Genomic DNA, 22208 nt, shown 5'->3' with positions numbered 1-22208 from the left:
CGACCCAGTGCACTGCAAGTTATTTTTCGATCCGTTTTTCGGATCTGAGTCTGGGGTTTTGAAAAGAGATTTTTCAGAGTCGAATAAATCGCAGAAATAGGCCTCTCCAGTTTAAAATATGAATTCCTCCTTCTTTCCATATTGGTGTATTTTAATGGATCCTTCCGGATTGATCCTTGAGACCAATCTTCCTCTGGAATTATGGAGGCAAAATCCGCTCTCTCATTTTTTGATTGGGACAGAGCAGATCCAAGGGGAGAAGGGAAGCGCTATACTTTCTTGGCTACCTGGAAAAAGCCCACTTTCATTTCCTGGGAGCACTGGACTTCTTGCAAGTTGGTCTCTCACTCATGGGATGTTTTGGATTAAGATGGAACCAATGGAGGAGGACTCAGCTTCTCTTTTAGAAAATTCTTTTTGGAAAGAATTTCTATCAAGCGACAGACCATTCCGACAAATTTTTGAAACCAACCAAGCAATCAAATGGATCTTGGATCCTGACTCCGGAGATATTTTATACGCGAATCAGTCTGCAATCCAATTCTACGGATATAGCCAAGAAGAACTTCTGAAAATGAAGGTCACTGATATTAATATTTTCACGAAAGAACAAATTTTCGAGGAGATGAAACAGGCTGCACTTGAATCCAGACAATATTTTAGATTCAGACATAAATTAAAAAGCGGAGAAATCTGTGAAATGGAGGTTTATAGCGGACCCTTGCAGTTCGGAGGCAAAAGAGTTTTATTTTCTATTCTATACGATATTACGGAAAGAGTGAAGGCGACTTCATTGTTAGAAGAAAGTGAAAAAAGATATCGTTCCTTAGTTGAGAGCGCATCTGACTCAATCATCATTATAAATTTTGAAACCAATATTTTAGAGGTGAATAGAAGAATGTGTGAACTTTTGGAGTATAGTAAAGAAGAACTCCAAACATTTACTTTAAAAAATATTCTGAGTGAAGATAGTTTTGAAGATGCTGTGCGTAGAATTCCCGCTTTAGAAATAGGGAAGCCTGTAATCTTAGATCGTAAGTTCAAAGCCAAATCTGGAAGAATGATAGAAGCAGAAGTAAATGCGGTTCGAATAGACGAGTCCCGTTATATGGGAATTGTCCGTGATGTGACTGAAAGAAATTCTATGACCAGAACCTTGGAGAAATCTTTAAAAGAAAAAGAATCTATGCTCCAAGAGATACATCATCGGGTCAAAAATAATCTGCAGGTGATCTCAAGTCTTTTAGGATTACAGTATGAGAATACAGAAGATCCAAACCTAAAGCGGATCTTGAAAGAATGTGAGAACAGAGTCAAGTCCATGGGATTCGTTCATGCTGAATTGTATAGATCAGAAAATTTTGCCGCAGTAGATTTGGAAAATTATTTTACCACAGTTTCTTCTAATTTGATCCGAGTTTATGGAGGACTCCCTCGTATAAAACTTCAATTGGACCTAAGTTCCTTGGAAGTGAGTATAGAAAGAGCCATTCCGCTCGGGCTGATCCTAAATGAACTTCTCACTAACTCCTTAAAATACGCATTTCCTGAGGACAGCTCTGGCAAAATTCAAGTCAGTCTCTTTAAAGAAGACCAAAATATCGTCTTTTCGTACTCAGACGATGGGGTAGGCTTTCTAAAAGAAAATCTGAATGGCTCCGGGACTATAGGCATCCAGCTGATAGAGATCTTGTCCAGACAACTCAAGGCACAGTCTGAGTTTACTTCGGAAAATGGAGTTGTTTTTCGTCTTAGAATTCCGGACCGAAATCCAGGAAAGTAGCTTGATGGTTTTTTTCTAGGCTCAATACTCGGTCTTTGGTAAGGAACACATGCAACACACTACAGAAGAAATCCTACACCAGATTTATTTATTTTCCAGCTTCTCCATGGACGAATTGGCTAAAATAGCGGAGAAGACAAAATACAAGGTGCTTGAACAAGGGGACGCGGTTTACCAAGAAGGGAATGAGGCAAAAGCGTTCTATGTGGTAATGTACGGAACCCTAAAAATTTTGACCTCTACCGAAAAGGGTGACGATGTAAATGTAACTACCATAGCCACTGGTGATCATTTCGGAGAATTCCCATTTTTGGATCAGGGAAAAAGAGCTGGAACAGTAGAGGCAATGGAACGTTGCGAACTTTTAGAAATTCCTTTCGATCATCTTCAGCATATTCTGGATTCGGATAAGGAACTTGCTCTTAAGTTTTATAAAGGTATTACCAACTATTTGGTAAAAAGAATGAGGCTTTTGACTCATGACTTGGCTTATGCTAGAGAATTAAAGAAACGTTATTCTTGATCTGACTATGAACCGTAAATTATTTCCAATCTACCTTTTTCTAATTTTATTCGGGCTTACTTATTGCTCCGAGACACTTGTCAAAACTGGTATCGGCTATGAAAGATGGAAAGCCGGCCTCGAAAAAAAACAAACCAAGCTTGAACCTTGGAATTGGGTGTATTTAGAAGGTGGACAAGGTAGCGAAAAGATCCTGATGGTCCATGGATTCGGTGGTGACAAAGACAATTGGACTAGATTCTCCAAATGGCTTACTCCTACATACACAGTAGTAGCAGTGGACCTTCCTGGTTTTGGGGAAAATGAGCGAATTGCGGATCAGGATTATAATATTAAAGAGCAAGTAAAACGACTGGATGAGTTTGTTACAAAGCTCGGTTGGGAAAAATTCCATATCGTTGGAAACTCCATGGGAGGAGCAATCTCTGGCGTATATGCTGCAACATATCCTCAAAAGATATTATCGTTAGGATTATTTGCACCTTCCGGAGTAAACAGTCCTGAAAAAAGTGAATTGTCCAAAAATTTGGAGAAAGGAAAAAACAATTTGGTTGCGACTAACGGAGAAGAATTTCAAGAATTGATGAAATTCATTTTCGTAACTCCTCCTCCGATTCCTTCTTTTCTCGCTTCATATTTTGCGGAAAAAGCGATTAAGAATTCTGAATTTAATAAATATATATTCAAACAAATACGATCTACAGGTTTTCCGTTGCAGGAGAATATGAATAAGATCCAAGCAAGAACTCTAATCCTATGGGGAGATACCGATAGAGTATTGAGTGTCTCTGGAGCTGGCGTATTAGAGAAGGGCATCAAGGGATCTAAAAAGGTGATCTTGAAAGATATGGGTCATGTTCCTATGTTAGAAAGACCCGAAGAAGTAGCGAATACTTACAAAGAATTTTTAGTAAAGTAAGCTCTAAGAAAACTTCGGTTTTTTAGGAGTTGTTCGGAGTTGCGATGGCTTTTGCCAAACTTCTAAAATGGTTTCAAAATCGGAATCTTCGAAAAAAAATAGAAAAAGAGATTCGTGCCCTCGCGCCCGAAGTATTTAACGATTATCTTTACAGAGTACATGTATTAGATAATGGTGATTTACAATTAAGCTGGGCAAATGAGGGATTTTTAAAATTCTGCGGGATCAATTTAGACGATCTAAATAACCCATGGCCTGCGGCTGATCCAAAATATTTCCATCCTGATGATCAAGATTTAATTAAACAAAGGACAAGATCCTTATTATCGGGTTCCCCCAGGGCTGACGAATATAGAGTGTATGGCCCTGATGGACAGATTAGATGGTTGAGAGACCACGCTCATCCTATTTGGGATCCCGTCAAAAAGAGAGTAACTCAGATCTATGGCTCCGTCCAGGACCTGACTCCATTAAGAAAAAGTGAAATAGTCCTACAGGACCAACTTTCCTATACAAATATTCTTTTAGATAGTACGGAAGAATGGGTGATCCGCGTAAACCAAGCTGGAAAGATACAATACGTAAATTCATCCGGAAGATCAGAGGTCAGAAGGCAATTCGGAATAGAATTACTTCCTGATTCTAAAATTTTATCTTTAATCTCGGAGACACATAAGGAAATTTTTCAAGCACAGTTAAATAAGGCTTTTTCGGGAGCAAAAGTTAAATGGCATTTCTCTAGACTTTTCCCTGTCCAACCCAATTCAGAACTGGAAGTATCCTTTGCACCCTTGTCCAAAGAAGGAACAATTAAGGAAGTCGTAATATTTCTAAAAGACGTGACCCTTAGGACGGTTTGGGAGACTGCACTTCTTGCCAGCGAAGAAAAATACAGAAAATTGGTGGAAGTTTCTCCAGACGCGATCGGATTACATGCGGACGGAAAAGTAATCTATATTAACCAAACTGGTCTTAAAATGTTGGGTTATAACTCTGTAGAAGAAGTAGAAGGAAAGGATATTATAGAATTTATCCATCCAGATTCTAGACAGGTTGTAGCAGAAAGAGTTCTCAAGGCGATGCTTAAGTCGGAACCTTTGGAACCTATTGAGGAAAAATTCATTCGTAAAGATGGAACTGAATTCACCGTAGAAGTTTCCGGAGTTGCATTCGAACAAAGGGGCCAGAAACTCATGCAGGTGATTGTAAGAGACATCACTGAGAGAAAAAAAGCCGAACTCGAGTTAGGTGAACTCCGGAAAAAAATCTTACAAACAAATGATAGACTACAAGCAATTATAGAAGGTGTAAAAGATTCTATTTGTGCTGTGGACATGGACCTAAGGGTCATCTCTTGTAATACCGCTTTCGAACTCATGGTTTGGAAAGTGTATGGGAAAAGAGTTACCGTCGGCCAAACAATCTGGGATATCGCAATTGATAATCCAGAAGAACGAGAAAGGATTATCAGGAATTGGAGTAGGGCTCTCACCGGTGAAGTTTTTAAAATGGAAAGGAAAATTTCCGGACTCATAAAAGACTCAATCGTTCTTGAGATCAATTACAGCTCAATCCGTGATGAAAGTCATAATATGATAGGTGCGACTCAGATCATCCGAGATGTGACGGATAGATACCAATACGAAGAAACCTTAAGAAAATCCTTGGAAGAAAAAGAAGTGATGTTAAAGGAGATTCATCATAGGGTTAAAAATAATCTACAGGTGGTTTCTAGTCTTTTAAGTTTGCAGACTGATTTTACTGACGATCCAAAACTCGTTTCTATTTTAAAAGAATGTGAAAGAAGGATCCAATCCATGGCTCTCGTCCACAAGGAATTATATCAAAATGATACAATTGCGGATGCAGACTTCACAGAATATTTAAACAACTTACTTGTTGCACTCGTTCAATCATTCGGCGCAAACAAGAGAGTAGGATATTCAATCGAATCCCAAGATATACGTTTGAATTTGGATTTTGCCATTCCGCTTGCATTAGTATTCAATGAACTAGTTTCAAATTCCTTAAAATACGCATTTCCCGGAGATCAAAAAGGGGAGATATCTGTATCTATCGCCAAGACAGACTATGGACTTTCTATTTCTATCGGAGACAATGGGGTAGGACTTCCTAAAACGGTGGATGTCCGAAATTCTGAAGGATTGGGATTACAATTGGTAGGAATGTTATTGGATAAACTAAAAGCAAAATGGGGATTAGAAACAGTAGATAAAGGAACCAGATACAAAATAGAACTCCCAATCCCTAAATAGATCTTTAAAAGAATTGCTTCCCATCTGGTTTCAAAAAGGCTGGAAGCGATGAATCTAATCTCCATAGATAAGGTCGGTAAATCTATCGGCGAAAAACTACTATTCCAAGGTTTAAGCTTTGGAATAGACGAGGGAGAAAAAACAGGATTACTCGGGATCAACGGATCGGGAAAGTCCACCTTACTTAGGATCTTACTCGGGATAGAAGAACCCGACTCAGGTAAAGTAGTTCGAAACAGAGAACTCAAAATTTCTTTTTTATCCCAATTTCCTGAATTCGATCCCAATAAAACAGTTTTAGAACATATACTTTCAGGTTCGGGAATTCTTTTAGATACTGTTAGAAGATACGAAAAAGCGTGTATCGAATTAGAAAAGGGCGGAGAAGAGGCCGAAAAAGAATATCATCTCGCTATGGAAGAAATGGATTCTAAACAGGCTTGGGAACTGGAATCCAAACTAAAAAATATATTAAGAGAATTGAATATACCGGATCTTTCCCGGAAAATGGGAGAACTTTCAGGCGGAATGGCCAAAAAGGTTTCTCTCGCTCAAGCTTTGACTGACGAATCTAATTTTTTAGTTTTAGACGAGCCTACCAACCACTTAGACATAGATGCAATCCTATGGCTCCAAGACTTCTTAAAAAATACAGACAAAGCAGTTCTACTTGTTACGCATGATAGATATTTTTTAGAAGAGATCGCTAACCGTATCTTGGAAATAGATAGAGGGAATTTCAGGATTTATCCCGGAAATTACGATCTGTATTTGGAAAAAAAAGTAGAGATGCAGGCAATCGAAGAAAAAGAAGAAGCAAAAAGAAAATCTTTTCTTAGAACAGAGTTGGAATGGCTCAAACGCCAACCGAAAGCCAGGGGAACCAAACAAAAAGCTAGAACGGACCGCGTTATTGAAGTAATGGAAAGGAAGAAGGCAGGCAAGGATATAGTCCTGGATATTTCCGTTTCTGGAAGAAGGCTTGGCGGTAAAATATTAGAATTAAAGAATATTAAAAAATCTTATCCTAAGATGGAACTCATCTCAGGATTTTCCTATGTATTTAAAGGTAAAGAGCGAATTGGAATCGTGGGTCCTAATGGTGCAGGAAAGACCACACTTCTAAATATGATCACTGGAAGAGAAAAACCTGACTCTGGGGATGTAGCATCGGGGCTCAACACAAGTTTTGGATATTTCGATCAGCTTGGAAAAGAACTTCCCGGGTCTAAAAAAGTATTGGAATATGTGAAGGAAGAGATCGCTCCAACGATCAAGATGAACGATGGAAGTTCTTGGACTGCTTCTCAATTTCTGGAAAGGTTTTTGTTCCCGCCTCAATTACAACAGACAAAGATAGAAAGACTATCAGGCGGAGAAAAGAAAAGATTATATCTAATTCTACTTTTAATGAAAAATCCAAACTTCTTGGTTTTGGATGAGCCCACAAACGATCTGGACATTCCCACACTTTCTGTGCTCGAAGAATTCTTGGATGATTTTCCTGGAGTGGTTCTCGTCGTTTCTCACGATCGATACTTCATGGACCGAGTTACTGATTATTTATTTGTATTTAAAGGTGAAGGTAAGATCGACAGATTTCCGGGAAACTATTCCGAATATTTGGAATATAGAGAATACGAAGAAAAAGAAACTAAGACGAATACACACAAAGCCCCCGAAAAACCGACAGAAAATAAGAAGAAGGGGCTCGGTTACCAAGATAAACGTAAGTTGGAGATCTTAGAGAAAGAGATACTCTCTTTGGAAACAGAAGAGAAGGAACTCGTCCAAAACTTACAATCTTCTGACCCAGAACTTGCCAGAAAATCGGGAGAACGACTGAATAATCTACAAGAAGAGTTGCAGAAGAAAGTCACTGAATGGGAAGAGCTTGCCTCAAAGGAATAGAATTCGCTCTAATCTAACAATGCCCAGTTGGTCCATTCTATATAATGAAATTTTCTTTCCTATTAAACAGTGTTAAACGAACTAATCCGAAGTGATTAGTTTTATCTTACGAATATTCCTAATTCCATGATTTTTGTTCCTTAGTGTCACTCGATGCTTGACTAAAAAAGCGCAATGAGCATCTTCCTTACTATGAAACGTCTGACAGTTCTATTTCTTTCCTTCTATCTTTCTTTCGCCAATTGTGGTGGTGCGCCCAGTCAAGATCTAAGCGGCTTATTACTGTTACTGGCAGGAGGGGGATCAGGAAGTTCTTCTCATTGTGGTCAGACTGTTGCAAATCCGATTCCGTATACTACTGCAACCAATAATCCTCCTGCAAGTGTTACTGATTTTATAAATGCTGCTGGTGGTAATAATTGCGGAGCAGCTTCCTTAGTAGATAATGATGACGGAACTGTAACTGATACTCAGAACAATTTTTTATGGACCCTTTGCACTGCTTACAAGCCAGCTGGCAGCATTCTTCTCTACGATTATGTTACTTCGAATTGTAATGCGGGTGGGGTGGTAGCTGCAGACAGAGACATGACTCAATCAGAAGCAGTTACATTTTGTCAAAATTTAAACTTCGCTGGTCATACTGATTGGGTCTTACCGGATGCAATTCAGTTAGATACTTTATATATTTCAGCAAATCCATTTTCTTTAACTCCTTTTGGAACGAAAGAATCCTTAAAAAGACTTGGTGTTGTTTGGACTTCAACCCGAACTGCTGATAGGATTGTTCATACTTATACAAATGGAACAGTATCTCAGCGATTTATAGCCGTAGCAGATAATACTGGTTTAGCCAGCTTGATTTGTGTAGCTAAGATATAGAATTTTCTGCTTTCTTTGAGACGCTTACACTTCTCTGCTTAAAAGCATCCAGGATCATCTAACTCGAATGCTCCGATAGAATATCCTGCAGAGCCGGATGGAGTAGTTCCTCCAGAAGATGTTGTTCTCATTACTGGAGCTGTAATCACTGCGTCTAACTTATATTGCGGATCGAAACTATTCAGATATGCAGATGTTTCTACCCCACCAAAAGCGATATTACAAGGCCCACCCGTTGCTGTATTTAGTGACAACCAAGGTTGGAGGGGAGGAAAGGCGCTGAAATTAGGAATGTCCGTAAAGTTTTGATCTGATCTAACGGTAGAAAGGCCGTTGTTTAGGAATTTATCGCTGAGTAGGGCCAAAGCACATAACGCAGTATTGGTAAATACTCCGGAGCAAAGCATATTATAGTTAGTAGCAACTGAACGCACTAATGTTCCTGCGCTGCAGTCTAGATTATTTCCGCGGAATATTGCTGTAGTCGGATTCGGATCTGTTGAGAATTGCGCACATATTCCATTACTTCCCGGAGCTCTGATAATATTATTAGTCATCTGGGCATTCGTTGCCACTCCAGTCATATAGATTCCAAAATTTGAACCTGTAGTAGCTCCACCAGAATAGATCGTATTTCCAGCTATATAGAATTTAATGAGGGCCGTACTTTCTTCATTACGTATCCCATATGAAAATTGAGAAGTTACGGAACCATCCGTATATGGGCGGAAATTCATTGTATTATTTATGATCGCTACTAATCGATCTACAAAATTTACAAGTAAGACTGAATGAGAATCGTTTGCTGCTTTGTCCCCACTGATTCTATTTCGAAGCAGGTATACATTGGAATTATAGCTATACACTGCAGTAGAAGTTAATGCTCCGAATCCGCCCTTGATTACATTCGTATCAATTTGGTTATTCGATTGAGAGGAAAGAAGGTAGATTCCTCCCCTTGTTCCTGAAGAGTTTTCTAAGCCAAATCCGCCTTGTCCCCCAGAAATATAATTTGCATAGATATATATATAACTATTCGAATCACCATTCAGGATTCGAATCCCGAAAGCGTTCTGTTTCGTTTCGTCGGCAAAAATACTAAATCCTTGGACCACGTGGGCCTTTGTTGTGTCCCCAGCCATTCCAGACGCAGTGATCGTAATCGGAGCACATTCATTCGAACTTAAAATGGTTCCAGGACATTGAGCGAAGGTTCTATTATCGATGATTCTAGTTGGAGTTCCGTCTAGATCCTGGGTGCTAAATGTAGAATCATAACTTCCCAGAAGTCGAACTCCTCCAGAAGAATTTAATGTTATAGGAGAAGTTGTTCCTGAAATTGTATAATCTCCACCTTCCACAAAAACGGTACAGACGCTGGAACTATTACACTGATTTACTCCAGTTTGGATTGTTTTACAAGAATCGCTTGGGTCCATGCAGCTATTGCTGTCGTTACCGGAAGTATCGCTTATGAAGTAAACATCACCGTCCATCATTTTGACATTGAGAGATATGGTTGCTCCATTATTTGCAAAATCGACTCCATCCTTACAGCCGGTCAGTATAAATGTAACACTCAAAGGGAAGGTCAATGCTCCAAAAGACCAAGGCAATGTTGTAGGGGCAACCCTTGCCGTGTTTCCTGAATAAGTAACCCCAGGACTCCCACTCGCAGTTCCTGCAGAATAAGGAGGACCTCCAGCAGTCGCATCCAATGTACAACCGGAAACAGGACCAGAGAATGTGAAAACCATCGCTTTGGTAGAAGGGAAAAATGCACCCGCTGCGGGCACACTTGTTTTCATTAGACTCAAACAACTGACCTGTAAATTTACATCCGCTCCACTGATTGTTCCATTCGCAGGAGAAGTTACCACTTGGCAGGTATGAGTAGAAGGAACTGTAGGCTTTACTCCGAGAGTGATATCGTAAGGGAGTCCGTCTCCCACATCAAAACTAATGGTTCCATTGGAGGTTCTTGTTTTAAGATCGGTTCCATTATTCAGCACTTCTAAATTCGTTGTATTTGCACTATCTATCCCTGTGACAAAAACATTTGCTTTATACCAGTTCTCAGCACAGTTAACCACGAATGTGGTACTTGCAAAAGTAAGATTAAGATTTGGGTTACTAATAATACAGGTCTGGGTTGGAAGAGTAGCAGGTTGAGCGATAATACTTAAAGTATAAATGATATTCGGATCATAATATCCAGTAAAAGAATCTGATCCAGCAGCGGAAAATGTAAGTTGTTCTCCAGTGCTTCCTAATTGTACTATCAAAACGCCAGAGTTAGTTAATCCATTTACTTGCACATTCAAAGGGAAGGCAGTTCCTGTTAAATAGGAAACAAAATTAGATATATTCATAAAATCTAAAATGCCAGATTTTTTGGGACGTGAATAACAGCCCATCGTGCTCAAAGTAAATACGATCAATAAAATAGAATATAGTTTTGGTAGAAAATTCTTAAGAGTTACCATGCGAATTCCACTCCTAATTCCATTCTTTGTTGGAGAAGATAAGAATTTCCGGAAGCATAGGTGGCAGCCCGATCCGATTCCCTTGCATTTCTGAGGATGGGGGAAACTGTCACTGGGGTATCGGTTCCTTCTACCTTTACTTGTTTAGGGCCTGGAAAAAATCCTGCATCGATTACATTGATTAGATAAAAGAATCCTAATACTCCTAAAGCTACTCCCAATTGGTTGTATTCACCAACGGCATTAGAATATTTAGGAGATATCTGAGTATAATTATATAGAGCAAGGTTAAATAGTGCAGGGTTCCCGGATTGTAGGAATGCAGAGTTATATAAAATATTACTCTGTCTTGCTCCATCCAATTCATGAGTTGCACTTAAATAAGAACTTCCCTTTGCCGCAGCGTAGCCACCGGCTAGTAAAACTAAACTAGGAAAGATTGCAGTTCTAAAAGTAGATTTTTTTTGGTAGTACTGTCCCCAACCTGGAAGAACCGCTGATCTTGCGGCAGCTCCTAAATCAAAGATAGAAGACCCAGACGATCCCGAAGAAGTTTTGGAGTCTAAAGCAGCTAATTCATCTTCTGTTTCAGCTACTAAGAAATAATTTTCCTTTTCTGTAGACTTATTACGAGGATTTTCTAAACGTAAAGAAACTGCACCTTCCGGAGCCTTCTTCTTATCTATAGTTACTACCATAGTTTCTGAATTTTTGATATCTATGGATTTAACAGGGATCTCGTTTCCTTTAGAATCTTTTAATATAACTTTTGTTGCTTCTGTAAAATGTTTACCCTTGATCTCGAATGTTTCAGGCATGTCCTTGCTTAAGAACTTACTTTTTTCAGCTGCGATGACTTCAGGCTTTTGGGAAAGAATAACTTCGAAAGGGATCCAAGCGGAGAAGACGGAAACTCTTCCATATTTATTCAATACACCGATCCTGTGTTCATAAGCACCAGGAGGTAATTCGATTTGGATCTGGGAAGCGTTTGTTTTTTCTCTGGTGACCTTTCCTCGAGAATCTTTAATCTCTACTTGGTAACCACCTGCGTCAGGAATAGGTTTCCATTCCAGTTTGACACCTTCTTCCTTCCCTAAAATTGGAAGAGAGAATAATAGGAATCCTACTAAAAGAGCCGCAATCGTATTAGATTTTTGGAATCTTCTACTCAACATAAAATTCCTTAGGAGTCAGAATCTCCGGTGCCTTGAATGTTGCGGACATGATTACTTCGAAATCCCTGGTTAAAGGAAGGGTAGTGCGAACTTGTCCAGAGCTGTCCCTGTATTTTGCGCTCAGTCTCCACTGGTACTTTCCTTCCCTTAATCTATACAACTCTCGATAGTCGTAAGATTCTCCCTTAATTTCCTTTTTAAATACTGTTTTTAGGGTTTTTTGGTCTGCCTCTAAAAGCTCCAAGATGTATGCCTCGGATTTGCCCTCAATTTCCCAATAAAATGACAAACTTGCTTTCTCATCCAAATCTATCTTATCCCTATCCCTTGGATATACAGGAGAGACAAATGGAGCAGAGTCCGAAGTTTTAAATCCAGAAGAAGGGCTGCTCGTCAAAACTTCTCCCTCCGGAGAAAGAAGAGTAACTTTCCAATAATAATCCCCAGGTCCTGAAAGTGGGACTGAGTTTTGTCCGGAGCGAACAGAGGTTTCGAATATTTTAGAAGCGAAATTAGGATCTTTAGAAACTTCTAATTTATAAGTTCCGGTTGGATCGGGTCTGTCCCATCTGAATTGTAATTTGCCGTCCACTGGGTGACCTAGCTCTGATCCATCTTTAGGAAAGGATAATCGAATTGAACCAAGGGGTTTTAAAGTAAACTTACCAACAGAAGAAGAAATTACCTCTTCGGAATTGGAACTTGCTTTAATTCTCCAGAAGTATACACCCTCTTTCCAGTCCAGATCAGGCTTCATAAAATTGGAGTTAGTCGATTTGGAGAAAAGGATATTTTTGAAATCGGAATCAGCGGCTATATCTATGGAATAAGATTTGAATTCCTTGTTGGAACTCCAGCTGAAGAAGGAACCAACCTTAAAGATACGAATTCCTATCTCCTCTCCCTGTAAAGGCTTTAGAAGTTTCGGAGGTTCTGCTTGTTCAGATTTGCGCAATACAAAAGAAATCGCATCAGAACTTTGCTCAGTAAACCCTTGTTTGTCGGAATTCATTTTTACCCGAGCAAAAAATTGGCCTTCGGCCTTAGGCTCCCATTTTAAGAAACCCGCAGAGGAATCCCCAGTGTATACGATTTGTTTAAAATTCGCATCCGAGGAAACTTCCAGTTTATATTTTGTCTGAGAATCAAACGTATTCCATTGAAAGCGGACAGGAGGAGCGGTTTCAGTATATGAGAATACTTCTTTATTAGTAGGGGAGACTAGTTTTGGTTTATTCCAAGAAATTAATTTAAAGTTTTTAGAAGAACTAAATTCGTCTTTTCCTGATTGAGGATTTTTACCTGCGAGCCTCCAATAATAAGAACCATTAGTTAAAGAGATGGAAGCGTTTGTGCCACCTGCGTTCAATTTTTTTAAACCTGTTCTAAAACCAGAATCTTTTGCAACTTCCAATCGGAAAGTTTTTACGCTTGGAGAATTTTTCCATTCGAATCTAACGGGAAGAGTTTCTCCGGCCAATGGAAAAAAAGTCTTATCCGGAGGAGAAACAGTTTCCAGATTTAACGTATGTACTTCTACTTTTCCATCTTTTAGATCCGCAGATTGGTTTTTGCCTACAGTGTTCTCACCGGAAGAGGAAACGACCTTGGCTTCTCCTTGTTTTACTTCCAGATTTAAACCTTTGTTTTCGTCTTTGGAAATTTTCAGATCTGAATTTCCGAGAGAAATTTTAGTGTCTCCCGAACTGATCTGCAGGTTGCCAGAACCGCCGCCAGTAGCGGAGAGGGAACCGGACACAAAGCTGATCTTGTCAGTATCTTCGACAAGGATCATACTTCTTTCGTCCATTCTGATCTCGGCAGAATTTTCTCCATCAGTGAAAAGTAATACTGCTTCTGAACCTTCTTCTGTACGAATTGTATCTCTGTATCTGATTGGATCTGACTCATCCAGCTCTTCCCAGATAACTTCAGAATCAAGTTTTCTTAATATTTTAAGTTGTTTTGTTTTAAGTTGGCCTACAACTTTATTGGTTCCTGTTTTAGAACCAGCATTTGCATAAAGATATAATAGTCCCGAAAAAAAGAACAGTAATAGAACTAAAGCAGTAACGATGACACGGCCGTCATTCAAGTATTTCATACTTTAATTCCTCTTCCTCATCTCCTGTTTTTGTTTTTTTCTTGGATTCGTATTCAATTCCGAGCCTTCTTCTCAGATCATTCAGATCTCTCGGGCGATCCATATCGTCTTTTCTTCCTAAGACCGCGTAAATGGTTTGGGGTTCTTCTTTTCCCTTCACCTTGATAGATTGCATTTTTTCGACCGCAAAGATATCTTTTACGTGATGCAGAAGATCTTGTGTGATTAAAATGTCTGTTCCAAAAGGTTTGTTTAAGGCTTCCACACGAGAGGCGAGGTTCACTGCGTCACCAATTACGGTATATTCTAATCTTTCTTCGGAACCGATCTGGCCCGCAATCACTGGTCCAAAGTTAAGACCGCAACCGATACGAATGATCGGTTTTTTATCTCCACCTCTTCCTTCGTTGAACTTAATAAGTGCCGCTCTCATTAGGAGCGCACCGTTCACTGCGTTTTCTGCGTCTTGCTCAGAAGTACGAACTGCACCCCAAGTTGCCATGATCGCATCACCGATAAACTTATCCACGATCCCGTGGGTATCGTTCACACAGCGAACCATCTCTGTCATGTATTCGTTTAAGAATTCTACTACTTCTTCAGGTTGTAATTTTTCTGATATAGCTGTGAAGGAACGAATATCTGAGAAGAAGATGGCACACATCTTTCTTTCTCCACCCAGAGTCAGCTCCTTGTTTAAGACCATTTCGGCGATCTCTTTGTTTACGAAACGGCCGAGAGCGTCCTTTACCTTCTCTCTTTCTTCCAGACCTTTTCCCATACTTACGAAATAATCAGTTAAAACGCCAATCTCGTCCTTTGTGCTGGACTTGATCCCGATCCTAAAGTTGCCTTTCGCGATCTCAACTGTTGCAGTCAGAAGTTTTAAAACTGGAATTGTAATGGTTCTTGCTAAAAAGAATACAATGATGAGTGCGATACAAAGTGCGATCGCCATAATCAGGAGGTTTTTTGTCTGGATCCTGTATACCATCTCAAAAACTTTTTCTTCCGGGACGGAGACGATTACTCCTGATCCACCAAAACCTAATTTTTGATAAGAACCATAATATCTTGTCTTAGTAGAATCTTCATATATAGTTTGTTGGCTATCCTCTCTTACGGAAGAAAGCATCGTTTCAAAAATAGGAAGATCTGCCCAATTTGTTTGAGATGCAAGAAGTTGGAGATCATGATGTGCAATCAAATCTCCATCTCCATTGATCAAGAATGGAACGTTAATATCTTGTTTTTGGAATACAGATAGAAGTCTTTCCGCACGAATGATATAGAGTAGAATAGATTTACTCTGAGTATCATATACGGAAATGGAGAACGTAGGCTCTTTAAAATTAGGAGTTAGGTTATCTATTCTACCGCCTGATTGGATTGTTTTTAAAAAGGACGATTCCTTTTGAGAAACGGCAGCATCCAATTCTTCTCTATTGGAAGAAATTCCTTCTAAGTAAGAATCATTATATAGAACCGTTCTTTTTTTAAGTTTGTCTCCTTCTGCAGAATAAATTCCCGCTAAAAGAAAATCAGGTTCATTTCGGAAGAATAGATCCGCATACGCACCGGGGCCTTTTGGATCTAAAAGTTTTTCAGTAAGAGTTTTGCCTTTATCACGAATATCTTTCAGATCTGATTTTACTTTGATCCCTAAAATATTCACCAAAGAGAAGTTAGTTTCTAACACTCTTACTTCGTAGTTCTTTTTGAATTCGCTGGATGCGTATAAAATAACTGTAGAAACTGTAATGGTAAGTAGAAGAGAGATCACCGCCATCAATTTTAATTGAAGAGGGAATTTTGCAGTGGTTGCTAAGTCCCCCATGTCAGCGGAAGGGTTAGGTGTGGATTCCTTTTTCGGAATATTCTTCTTTTCTGATGTTTCTTTTGCCTTTGGTAATTCTGGAACGGCTGCGGAAGTCTCAGATTCCTGCTTTTCTCCAGAGAATACTGTATCAAAGGAAATTACCGGCTTACTTTCCAAGGTGCGGAAACTCTCTGCCTCTTGGAATTTCGGGACCTTCTTCTTACCATTAGGATCTTTATGCCCGTTCTTAAATAGTCCTAGTTCAATTCCAGAAACCGCTAAAGGAAGTTCTTTTAGAAAGAGAGAAAATTCTCCTCTTGTGGAATCAGGAATTTCTTTAGGAGCTTTTTTGCGAGAAGCATAAGTTTTAAATTCTCCTAAGAAAGTAGTTTCTGCATCTCCTTGCAAACTCGGAAACCAAGCACCTAACTCACCTGTGGCGATATGAGGGTAGGAAGATATTACCATTTTGGAAAGTATTACTTCCCATCTTTCTTCCAATTCTTCAGGGATTAAAAATAATATATTAGATTTTGCTGCTGCAGAGATTAATTTCCAAGCAGAGTGGAACACTGACTCGTTTGTTTCCGGTCCAGGAGGAATTTCTAATGCGAATAGTTTCCATTCTCCTGCATGTAAACCTTCTTCCAAGTCAGTTACTAAAGAAGAACCTTTTTCAGAGAATACACAGACTACAGTTTTTATGCCTAGATCTGCCCAGGCTCTTAATTCGTCCTGGTTTTGGATTTTATCCTTCGCTTTTGCCCAGAAGGCGACCGCACCATTTGGTCCGAAGGGAATGTATTTTGTAGATGATGGCATTTCGTTCCTAAGGAAGTTCCGGAATAAAAATTCTCTTTTAGAAAGCTAAAAAATCGATCCGTTTAGCGGAAAGTAGATTCCGGAAATCCTCCGTTAAATTATCGGAACAACTGCATTCTATATTGAAAACAAGTAGAATGAGTTCTCTCCCACTAAGGATATACCTAATTAGTTGATTGCACAGACACCCGTTAGAATCTGGTTTTGAGGATATTTATGGCAACTGCTAAGTTTACCACCAACCGAGGAACCTTTTCCGTTTTATTGGAAGATGAGAAGGCCCCGATCACTGCCGGGAATTTCATCCAATTGGCTCAAAAAGGCTTTTATAATGGCCTAGTCTTTCACAGAATTATTGCAAATTTTATGATACAAGGCGGTTGCCCTCAAGGTACCGGGACTGGTGGACCAGGGTATAAGATCCAAGATGAGTTCCATCCAGAACTTAAAAATAAGAAATTTACTATCTCTATGGCAAACGCTGGACCTAATACTGGCGGATCTCAATTTTTCATCAATGTGAGAGACAATTTGTATCTGGATAATCGCCATGCAGTTTTTGGTCATGTGAGCGAGGGAGAAGACATAGTTCAAAGTATTTCCGAAACTCCTACAGCTCCCGGAGATCGTCCTCTTCAACCGGTAGTGATTGAAACGATAGAGATCATCTAACGCATCCCTTGTGGGATATAAATTCCACAAACTCCATAAAAAGTCGAAATATGCTTGAAAATATCCATATTTCGCCATAATTAGAGACCCCTGCCCGGAATATAGATTCCGGGCGGATCTATTTATGGGTTCTCCTTCTCCTTTATTTTCAGATTCTAAACCGGGAAATCCCAAGTCCTTACTAGATTATATTCTCTCCAATTCTCCCATCGTACTATTTTCTGCAGACGAAACTGGGCTTATTAATTTTGCTTCGGGTAAAGCGTTAGACATGCTTGGCCTGGATTCCAGTGCATTTACAGGGACTAACTTTGTAGATCATGAATGGAATGCTGAACTAATAGAAGAGGATGGGACCATCCGTCGTCTGGAACAAACGGAAGCCTTAAAACTAGTACTCTCCGGAAAGGAAATTAGCGCGGAGATCGTTTTTTTAGGAAGGTATTTTGCCGTTAGGATTTCTCCTGCAATTGGAGAAGATGGAAATATCAGGGGACTTGTGGGAGTTTCTCTGGATATTACTGATCGTAAAACTACTGAATATATATTAGAAAAACGTACTGTAGATTTTGAAACTCTCATTGGAGCTTTGCCGGTTGTTGTGTTTTCTATCTCGCCGGAGGGAAAGATTATACTCGCCGATGGGAAAGGTTTAGAAAGATTAAAGATCAATCCTAAGGAAGTGGTGGGGAAAACCATTTTTGAAAGAGCCGGAAATCGGCCTGAAGTAATGGAAGCGTTCTCTAAGTCTCTTCAGGGAGAAGAAAGTATATATCATACAAATCAAAATGATCTTCTTTTGGAAACGAGAATGTATCCAAGGATAGGGAAGAATGGTCGAGTCCAAGAAATATTAGGAATTGTTTATGATATTTCGGATCGTAAAGAGTATGAAAATAGGATACGCAAAAATGAGGAAAAGTATCGGAATTTATTCCAAAATAATCCTCAAATCATGTTCGTCTTTGAAAGATCTTCTCTCAAAATATTGGCAGTAAACCAAACTGCAATCCAAACATACGGATATTCGGAAAAAGAATTTTTAGAAAAAAGCGCAGAAGAACTCAGACTTCCGGAGGAAAGAGAGTCCATGAAGGAAAAGATTAAAGGACTTAAAAGTGGTCCGAATTTTTTCCAAGAAATGAAACATCTGCGAAAAGACGAAAGTATCGTATATCTGGATATAGTTTCTTCTCTCATACAATTCCAGGAGACGGAAGCTGTTCTTGTTTCCGCGATGGATGTAACTGAACGAGTTAAGCTGACCAGAGAGAACCGTTTTAATTTAGAAGTTATATCCCAAGTTAACGACGCTATCATTGCCTTAGATGGGGATATGAAGATCACCTATTACAATGATTATGCTGCAAAAATGTACGAAGTAGGAGAAGTTGAATGTTTAGGAAAACATTATACTTCTCTTTTTAAGGAAGATTGGATCTCCGAAGAAAATTATAAATCTGCAATGGAGGATTGGGATAACTTAGGAGCCTCCAAACGAGAACTTATACACACGCTTGGGTCAGGCAGAAAGATCTTCATAGAAAGTAATTTTAAAAAAATTAATGCAGAAGGTTATCTGGTTCCCGGTCTTATTATGGTGAATCGGGACATTTCTGAAAAAATAGAATCCAGAAAATCTTTGGAAGAAGCTCTTCTCGGTCTTGCAAAAACGAATAAGGAACTGGAACAATTTGCATATATTGCATCTCACGATTTGCAGGAGCCACTTAGGACGATCGCGAGTTATCTTCAACTATTGGAGAGAAAGTTTTCTGATGAAATAAAGCCTGAGATGAGAGAATTTATTCATGTTTCTGTGGAAGCCGCAAAAAGGCAGCAGGGACTGATAGAAAGCCTTTTAAGTTATTCTAGGGTTGGTTCTGATTCAGTAAAAAAATCCAAGGGAGATCCCAATCTAATCCTGGATGAGTTAAGAAGAGACTTATCTTCAGTGATAGACGAAACTAAGGCAAAGCTGGTCTTTGAGGGTCCTTTTCCTGAAGTATATGCAGACCAAGACCAGATCAGACGTTTATTTAGCAATCTAATCTCCAATGGTATCAAATTCCGTTCCCCCGTTAGAAACCCTGAAATTCATATCAAGGTAAAACATATTCCGGGAGCTAATATTTTTTCCGTATCCGACAACGGTATCGGTATGGATCCTAAATACTTCGATCGTATTTTTATCATATTCCAAAAATTGCATGTTAGATCTGAGTATCCCGGAACGGGGATTGGGTTGTCCATTTGCAAAAAGATAGTGGAAAATCATGGGGGAAAAATTTGGGTCCAGTCTTCTTTAGGAAAAGGATCTGAGTTCTTTTTCTCCCTGCCTGAGGTTTAATTATGAGCATTCCTTCTAAACAATATTTTGATATTCTTCTTGTGGAGGATAATCCTGCTGATGTTCGACTTACTATCGAAGCCTTGAACGATCTCAAATCCGAAAAAAGACTTTTTGTGGCAAAAGACGGAGAAGAAGCGATCGATTTTGTGAAAGGAGAAGGGGAATTCGTAGGAGCAAGACGTCCCGATCTGATACTATTAGATTTGAACCTTCCTAAAAAAAATGGATTAGAAGTATTAGAAGAACTTAAATCAGATCCTGTATACAAAAGTATTCCAGTAGTAGTATTGACTACTTCTGGCTCAGATAGGGACATTATTGCCACTTTTAACTTACACGCGAACTCATACATACAGAAACCGGTGGAATACGACAATTTTTTGGAAGCGATGGATACATTACGAATCTATTGGTTCAAAACTTCGAGGTTACCTCCAAAATGAATGCCAGAGTAGTGTCCGTCCGGATGAAACAAATTTTAATAGTGGAAGATAACGAGGATGATTCTCGTTTGTTCGAAATATTTTTGAAAGAAGCGGATCCTTCTGGGGTTCGTTTGAAACATTCTCCAACAGTCGCCGATGCTTTGGAAGTATTGAAAGATGAGGGAGAAGAAATAGATTGTATTCTTCTCGATTTGACCTTGCCTGATAGTTTTGGTCTAGATGGCTTCGAGGCTATTAAAAAATCGTATCCTAAAATACCAATAGTGATCTGTTCCGGGACTCAAGACGAAACTGTCGCTATGGAAGCATTGCAGTCCGGAGGTCAGGATTATCTGATCAAGGGAAAATTCGATTCTCATCTTCTTTTTAGATCTATTTTGTATGCGATCGAAAGGCAGGATATGTTGTCCAAGCTGGAAGAGCAGGCATTCCTAATCAAAGAGAATGAAAAAAAATACAGGCTGATCTTCGAGCATAATCCTCATCCGATCGTTTTGTATAATTATGAATGTGAAAGTGTTTTGGATTTGAACCAAGAAACGGAACGAATTTACGGGTACGATAGAGAAGAACTTCTTCATATGAAATTTTCCGAGTTATTTATAGGGGCCTCTACTACAGAACGAACGCAGTACCTTGCAATTAATAATGGTAAAAATATTCCGGAAACACATGTTCATAGATCTAAAGAAGGCACTCCTCTCTTAATGGAGATCACTTCCTATAGATTCCAATTAGAAGGAAAGGAAGTAGTTCTTGCGATATTAGTGGATATGACCAAATGGAAACAGTCCGAAGACAATCTCATACAATCATTGAGAGATAAAGAGGCACTTTTGCAAGAGATCCATCATAGGGTGAAAAATAATCTCCAGATCATGGCCAGTCTTTTGAATTTGCAGGCAAATTATGCAAAGAATAAGGAAGTTACTCGAGAACTTAGGGATACAGAAAGCAGGATCTATTCCATGTCTCTAGTTCATAATGAACTCTATAATTCTAAAAATCTAGCAGAGATCGGTTTAGGTTCTTATGTGGATAAGTTACTCGATAATCTTTGGAATGTGTACGGGATTGGACCTGAGATCGGAAGGGTTGTCGATGTAGGAAATTTAAGTTTAGCAGTCGAGAAGGCACTTCCTATCGGTATGATGATTAATGAGATTGCTACAAATTCTATCAAGTATGCTTATTCAGAAAAGAAGAAGGGACAGTTCTATATAAAAGCAAAATCCGGAAATGGGAGATTTTACTTGGAAGTTGGAGACGATGGAAAGGGGATCCCGGATTATTCTCAGATCGAGGTCAAAGAAACCTTAGGTTTACAACTGATACGGATCTTATCCAAACAGTTAAAGGCAAAATTGGACATCAATACTTCAGCCCCAGGAACCCGATTCCAAATAGAGTTCGCGTTTTAAGCAGCCAGTATTTTTTTGAATTCGGAAATACAAGCTTTGCAAGCTTCGCCACAAGCCTTACATTCTTCGTGATGGTCTGCGTGTTTATCACATTGAGCAGCACATCTTTCACAAGACTCCAAACAAATGGATGCTAATTTTTTAGTGGAAGCTGAACCTAATGAAGACAATACGACGAATGCATCGCATAACGCCACAGTTTCTTCTACAGATCTAAGGCAATCCGCCATTTCCTTATGACCTTCTGCCAACATGTCCACACACATATTGATACAGACCCTGCCTTTTAAAATACAAGCAGAGGAGGCTTCAATCGCGGAACCTGGCACGGAAATTTTGTCGGCCTTTTTCTTTTTAGAAGCTTTCTTATCTTCGTGGTCATGTCCTAAAACGGAAGAACTTGCAAGTAGGGCCATGGTAGTCGCACCCAGGCCTAGGATTTGTTTTCTAGATATTTTCTGTTCCAAGAGGAACCTCCCTCGGTGCTCTAAATTATTCCAGAATCCGCTTTTCGTCGCCTGAAAATAGGTTGAAAACCGCAAAAAAAACCGCTTTCTTTTCGGAACTTTTAGAATAGGTTTGGAAAATTCTTCCCGCGAAGTAGCTCTAATGC

At 39.3% G+C, this 22208-nt stretch carries 15 protein-coding genes; 10 read left to right on the top strand and 5 right to left on the bottom strand.

Annotated features, from left to right (window positions below; translation table 11 throughout):
- Positions 1–118: 118 nt before the first annotated feature.
- From B1C82_RS18130 to B1C82_RS18105, 6 genes are all read left to right on the top strand, one after another.
- A complete protein-coding gene (locus B1C82_RS18130) occupies positions 119–1783 on the top strand; it encodes a PAS domain S-box protein (protein ID WP_086448992.1) in 1665 nt (554 codons plus the stop codon).
- Positions 1784–1832: 49 nt separating this feature from the next.
- A complete protein-coding gene (locus B1C82_RS18125) occupies positions 1833–2306 on the top strand; it encodes a cyclic nucleotide-binding domain-containing protein (protein ID WP_086448991.1) in 474 nt (157 codons plus the stop codon).
- A gap of 7 nt (positions 2307–2313) precedes the next feature.
- On the top strand, positions 2314–3225 hold the full coding sequence (locus B1C82_RS18120) for an alpha/beta fold hydrolase (protein WP_086448990.1): 912 nt from the start codon (positions 2314–2316) through the stop codon (positions 3223–3225).
- A gap of 44 nt (positions 3226–3269) precedes the next feature.
- Positions 3270–5501, top strand: a complete 2232-nt coding sequence (locus tag B1C82_RS18115; protein WP_086448989.1) for a PAS domain-containing sensor histidine kinase — start codon at positions 3270–3272, stop codon at positions 5499–5501.
- A 48-nt stretch (positions 5502–5549) separates the two neighbouring features.
- Complete coding sequence (locus B1C82_RS18110) at positions 5550–7412, top strand: ABC-F family ATP-binding cassette domain-containing protein (protein WP_086448988.1); 1863 nt, start codon at positions 5550–5552, stop codon at positions 7410–7412.
- Between the two features lie 174 nt (positions 7413–7586).
- Positions 7587–8294: an Lcl domain-containing protein gene (locus B1C82_RS18105; RefSeq protein ID WP_234008376.1), complete on the top strand. Its 708-nt coding sequence runs from the start codon at positions 7587–7589 to the stop codon at positions 8292–8294.
- 38 nt (positions 8295–8332) lie between these two features.
- Here the strand turns inward: B1C82_RS18105 and B1C82_RS18100 are convergent, their stop codons facing one another.
- From B1C82_RS18100 to B1C82_RS18085, 4 genes are read right to left on the bottom strand one after another with little or no spacing between them, the layout of a single operon-like run.
- Positions 8333–10780 (bottom strand): right-handed parallel beta-helix repeat-containing protein, encoded by a 2448-nt coding sequence (locus B1C82_RS18100; RefSeq protein WP_086448987.1) that lies wholly within the window; start codon positions 10778–10780, stop codon positions 8333–8335.
- Positions 10774–11958, bottom strand: a complete 1185-nt coding sequence (locus tag B1C82_RS18095; RefSeq protein WP_086448986.1) for an LIC11435 family protein — start codon at positions 11956–11958, stop codon at positions 10774–10776. Before B1C82_RS18095 ends, B1C82_RS18100 begins: the two co-directional genes overlap by 7 nt.
- Entirely contained in the window at positions 11948–14062 is a 2115-nt protein-coding gene (locus B1C82_RS18090) for a FecR family protein (protein ID WP_086448985.1), read from the bottom strand. The genes B1C82_RS18095 and B1C82_RS18090 overlap by 11 nt, the downstream gene beginning before the upstream one ends.
- A complete protein-coding gene (locus tag B1C82_RS18085) occupies positions 14046–16703 on the bottom strand; it encodes an adenylate/guanylate cyclase domain-containing protein (protein WP_086448984.1) in 2658 nt (885 codons plus the stop codon). Before B1C82_RS18085 ends, B1C82_RS18090 begins: the two co-directional genes overlap by 17 nt.
- Before the next feature lie 216 nt (positions 16704–16919).
- On the opposite strand from B1C82_RS18085, the gene B1C82_RS18080 reads away from it, so the two are divergent.
- The 4 genes from B1C82_RS18080 to B1C82_RS18065 all read left to right on the top strand — a co-directional run bounded on the left by B1C82_RS18080 (position 16920) and on the right by B1C82_RS18065 (position 21595).
- A complete protein-coding gene (locus B1C82_RS18080; protein WP_086448983.1) occupies positions 16920–17375 on the top strand; it encodes a peptidylprolyl isomerase in 456 nt (151 codons plus the stop codon).
- Between the two features lie 124 nt (positions 17376–17499).
- A complete protein-coding gene (locus tag B1C82_RS18075; protein WP_086448982.1) occupies positions 17500–19725 on the top strand; it encodes a PAS domain-containing sensor histidine kinase in 2226 nt (741 codons plus the stop codon).
- A gap of 2 nt (positions 19726–19727) precedes the next feature.
- Positions 19728–20171: a response regulator gene (locus B1C82_RS18070; RefSeq protein ID WP_086448981.1), complete on the top strand. Its 444-nt coding sequence runs from the start codon at positions 19728–19730 to the stop codon at positions 20169–20171.
- Positions 20168–21595 (top strand): histidine kinase dimerization/phosphoacceptor domain -containing protein, encoded by a 1428-nt coding sequence (locus B1C82_RS18065; protein ID WP_086448980.1) that lies wholly within the window; start codon positions 20168–20170, stop codon positions 21593–21595. Before B1C82_RS18070 ends, B1C82_RS18065 begins: the two co-directional genes overlap by 4 nt.
- Here the strand turns inward: B1C82_RS18065 and B1C82_RS18060 are convergent.
- A complete protein-coding gene (locus B1C82_RS18060) occupies positions 21592–22062 on the bottom strand; it encodes a four-helix bundle copper-binding protein (RefSeq protein WP_086448979.1) in 471 nt (156 codons plus the stop codon). The two genes, B1C82_RS18065 and B1C82_RS18060, sit on opposite strands and share 4 nt — an antisense overlap.
- Between the last annotated feature and the right edge of the window lie 146 nt (positions 22063–22208).

Source organism: Leptospira venezuelensis, from assembly GCF_002150035.1.
GTDB classification, from domain to species: domain Bacteria; phylum Spirochaetota; class Leptospiria; order Leptospirales; family Leptospiraceae; genus Leptospira_B; species Leptospira_B venezuelensis.
Note: the sequence above shows the minus strand (reverse complement) of the source record. Positions and strands in the feature narration are given on the sequence as shown.

Excerpts from the sequence above, each read along its gene's own strand:
- B1C82_RS18130 (WP_086448992.1), top strand. The coding sequence starts at position 119 with ATGAATTCCTCCTTCTTTCCATATTGGTGTATTTTAATGGATCCTTCC.
- B1C82_RS18125 (WP_086448991.1), top strand. The coding sequence starts at position 1,833 with ATGCAACACACTACAGAAGAAATCCTACACCAGATTTATTTATTTTCC.
- B1C82_RS18120 (WP_086448990.1), top strand. The coding sequence starts at position 2,314 with ATGAACCGTAAATTATTTCCAATCTACCTTTTTCTAATTTTATTCGGG.
- B1C82_RS18115 (WP_086448989.1), top strand. The coding sequence starts at position 3,270 with ATGGCTTTTGCCAAACTTCTAAAATGGTTTCAAAATCGGAATCTTCGA.
- B1C82_RS18110 (WP_086448988.1), top strand. The coding sequence starts at position 5,550 with ATGAATCTAATCTCCATAGATAAGGTCGGTAAATCTATCGGCGAAAAA.
- B1C82_RS18105 (WP_234008376.1), top strand. The coding sequence starts at position 7,587 with ATGAGCATCTTCCTTACTATGAAACGTCTGACAGTTCTATTTCTTTCC.
- B1C82_RS18100 (WP_086448987.1), bottom strand. The coding sequence starts at position 10,780 with ATGGTAACTCTTAAGAATTTTCTACCAAAACTATATTCTATTTTATTG.
- B1C82_RS18095 (WP_086448986.1), bottom strand. The coding sequence starts at position 11,958 with ATGTTGAGTAGAAGATTCCAAAAATCTAATACGATTGCGGCTCTTTTA.
- B1C82_RS18090 (WP_086448985.1), bottom strand. The coding sequence starts at position 14,062 with ATGAAATACTTGAATGACGGCCGTGTCATCGTTACTGCTTTAGTTCTA.
- B1C82_RS18085 (WP_086448984.1), bottom strand. The coding sequence starts at position 16,703 with ATGCCATCATCTACAAAATACATTCCCTTCGGACCAAATGGTGCGGTC.
- B1C82_RS18080 (WP_086448983.1), top strand. The coding sequence starts at position 16,920 with ATGGCAACTGCTAAGTTTACCACCAACCGAGGAACCTTTTCCGTTTTA.
- B1C82_RS18075 (WP_086448982.1), top strand. The coding sequence starts at position 17,500 with ATGGGTTCTCCTTCTCCTTTATTTTCAGATTCTAAACCGGGAAATCCC.
- B1C82_RS18070 (WP_086448981.1), top strand. The coding sequence starts at position 19,728 with ATGAGCATTCCTTCTAAACAATATTTTGATATTCTTCTTGTGGAGGAT.
- B1C82_RS18065 (WP_086448980.1), top strand. The coding sequence starts at position 20,168 with ATGAATGCCAGAGTAGTGTCCGTCCGGATGAAACAAATTTTAATAGTG.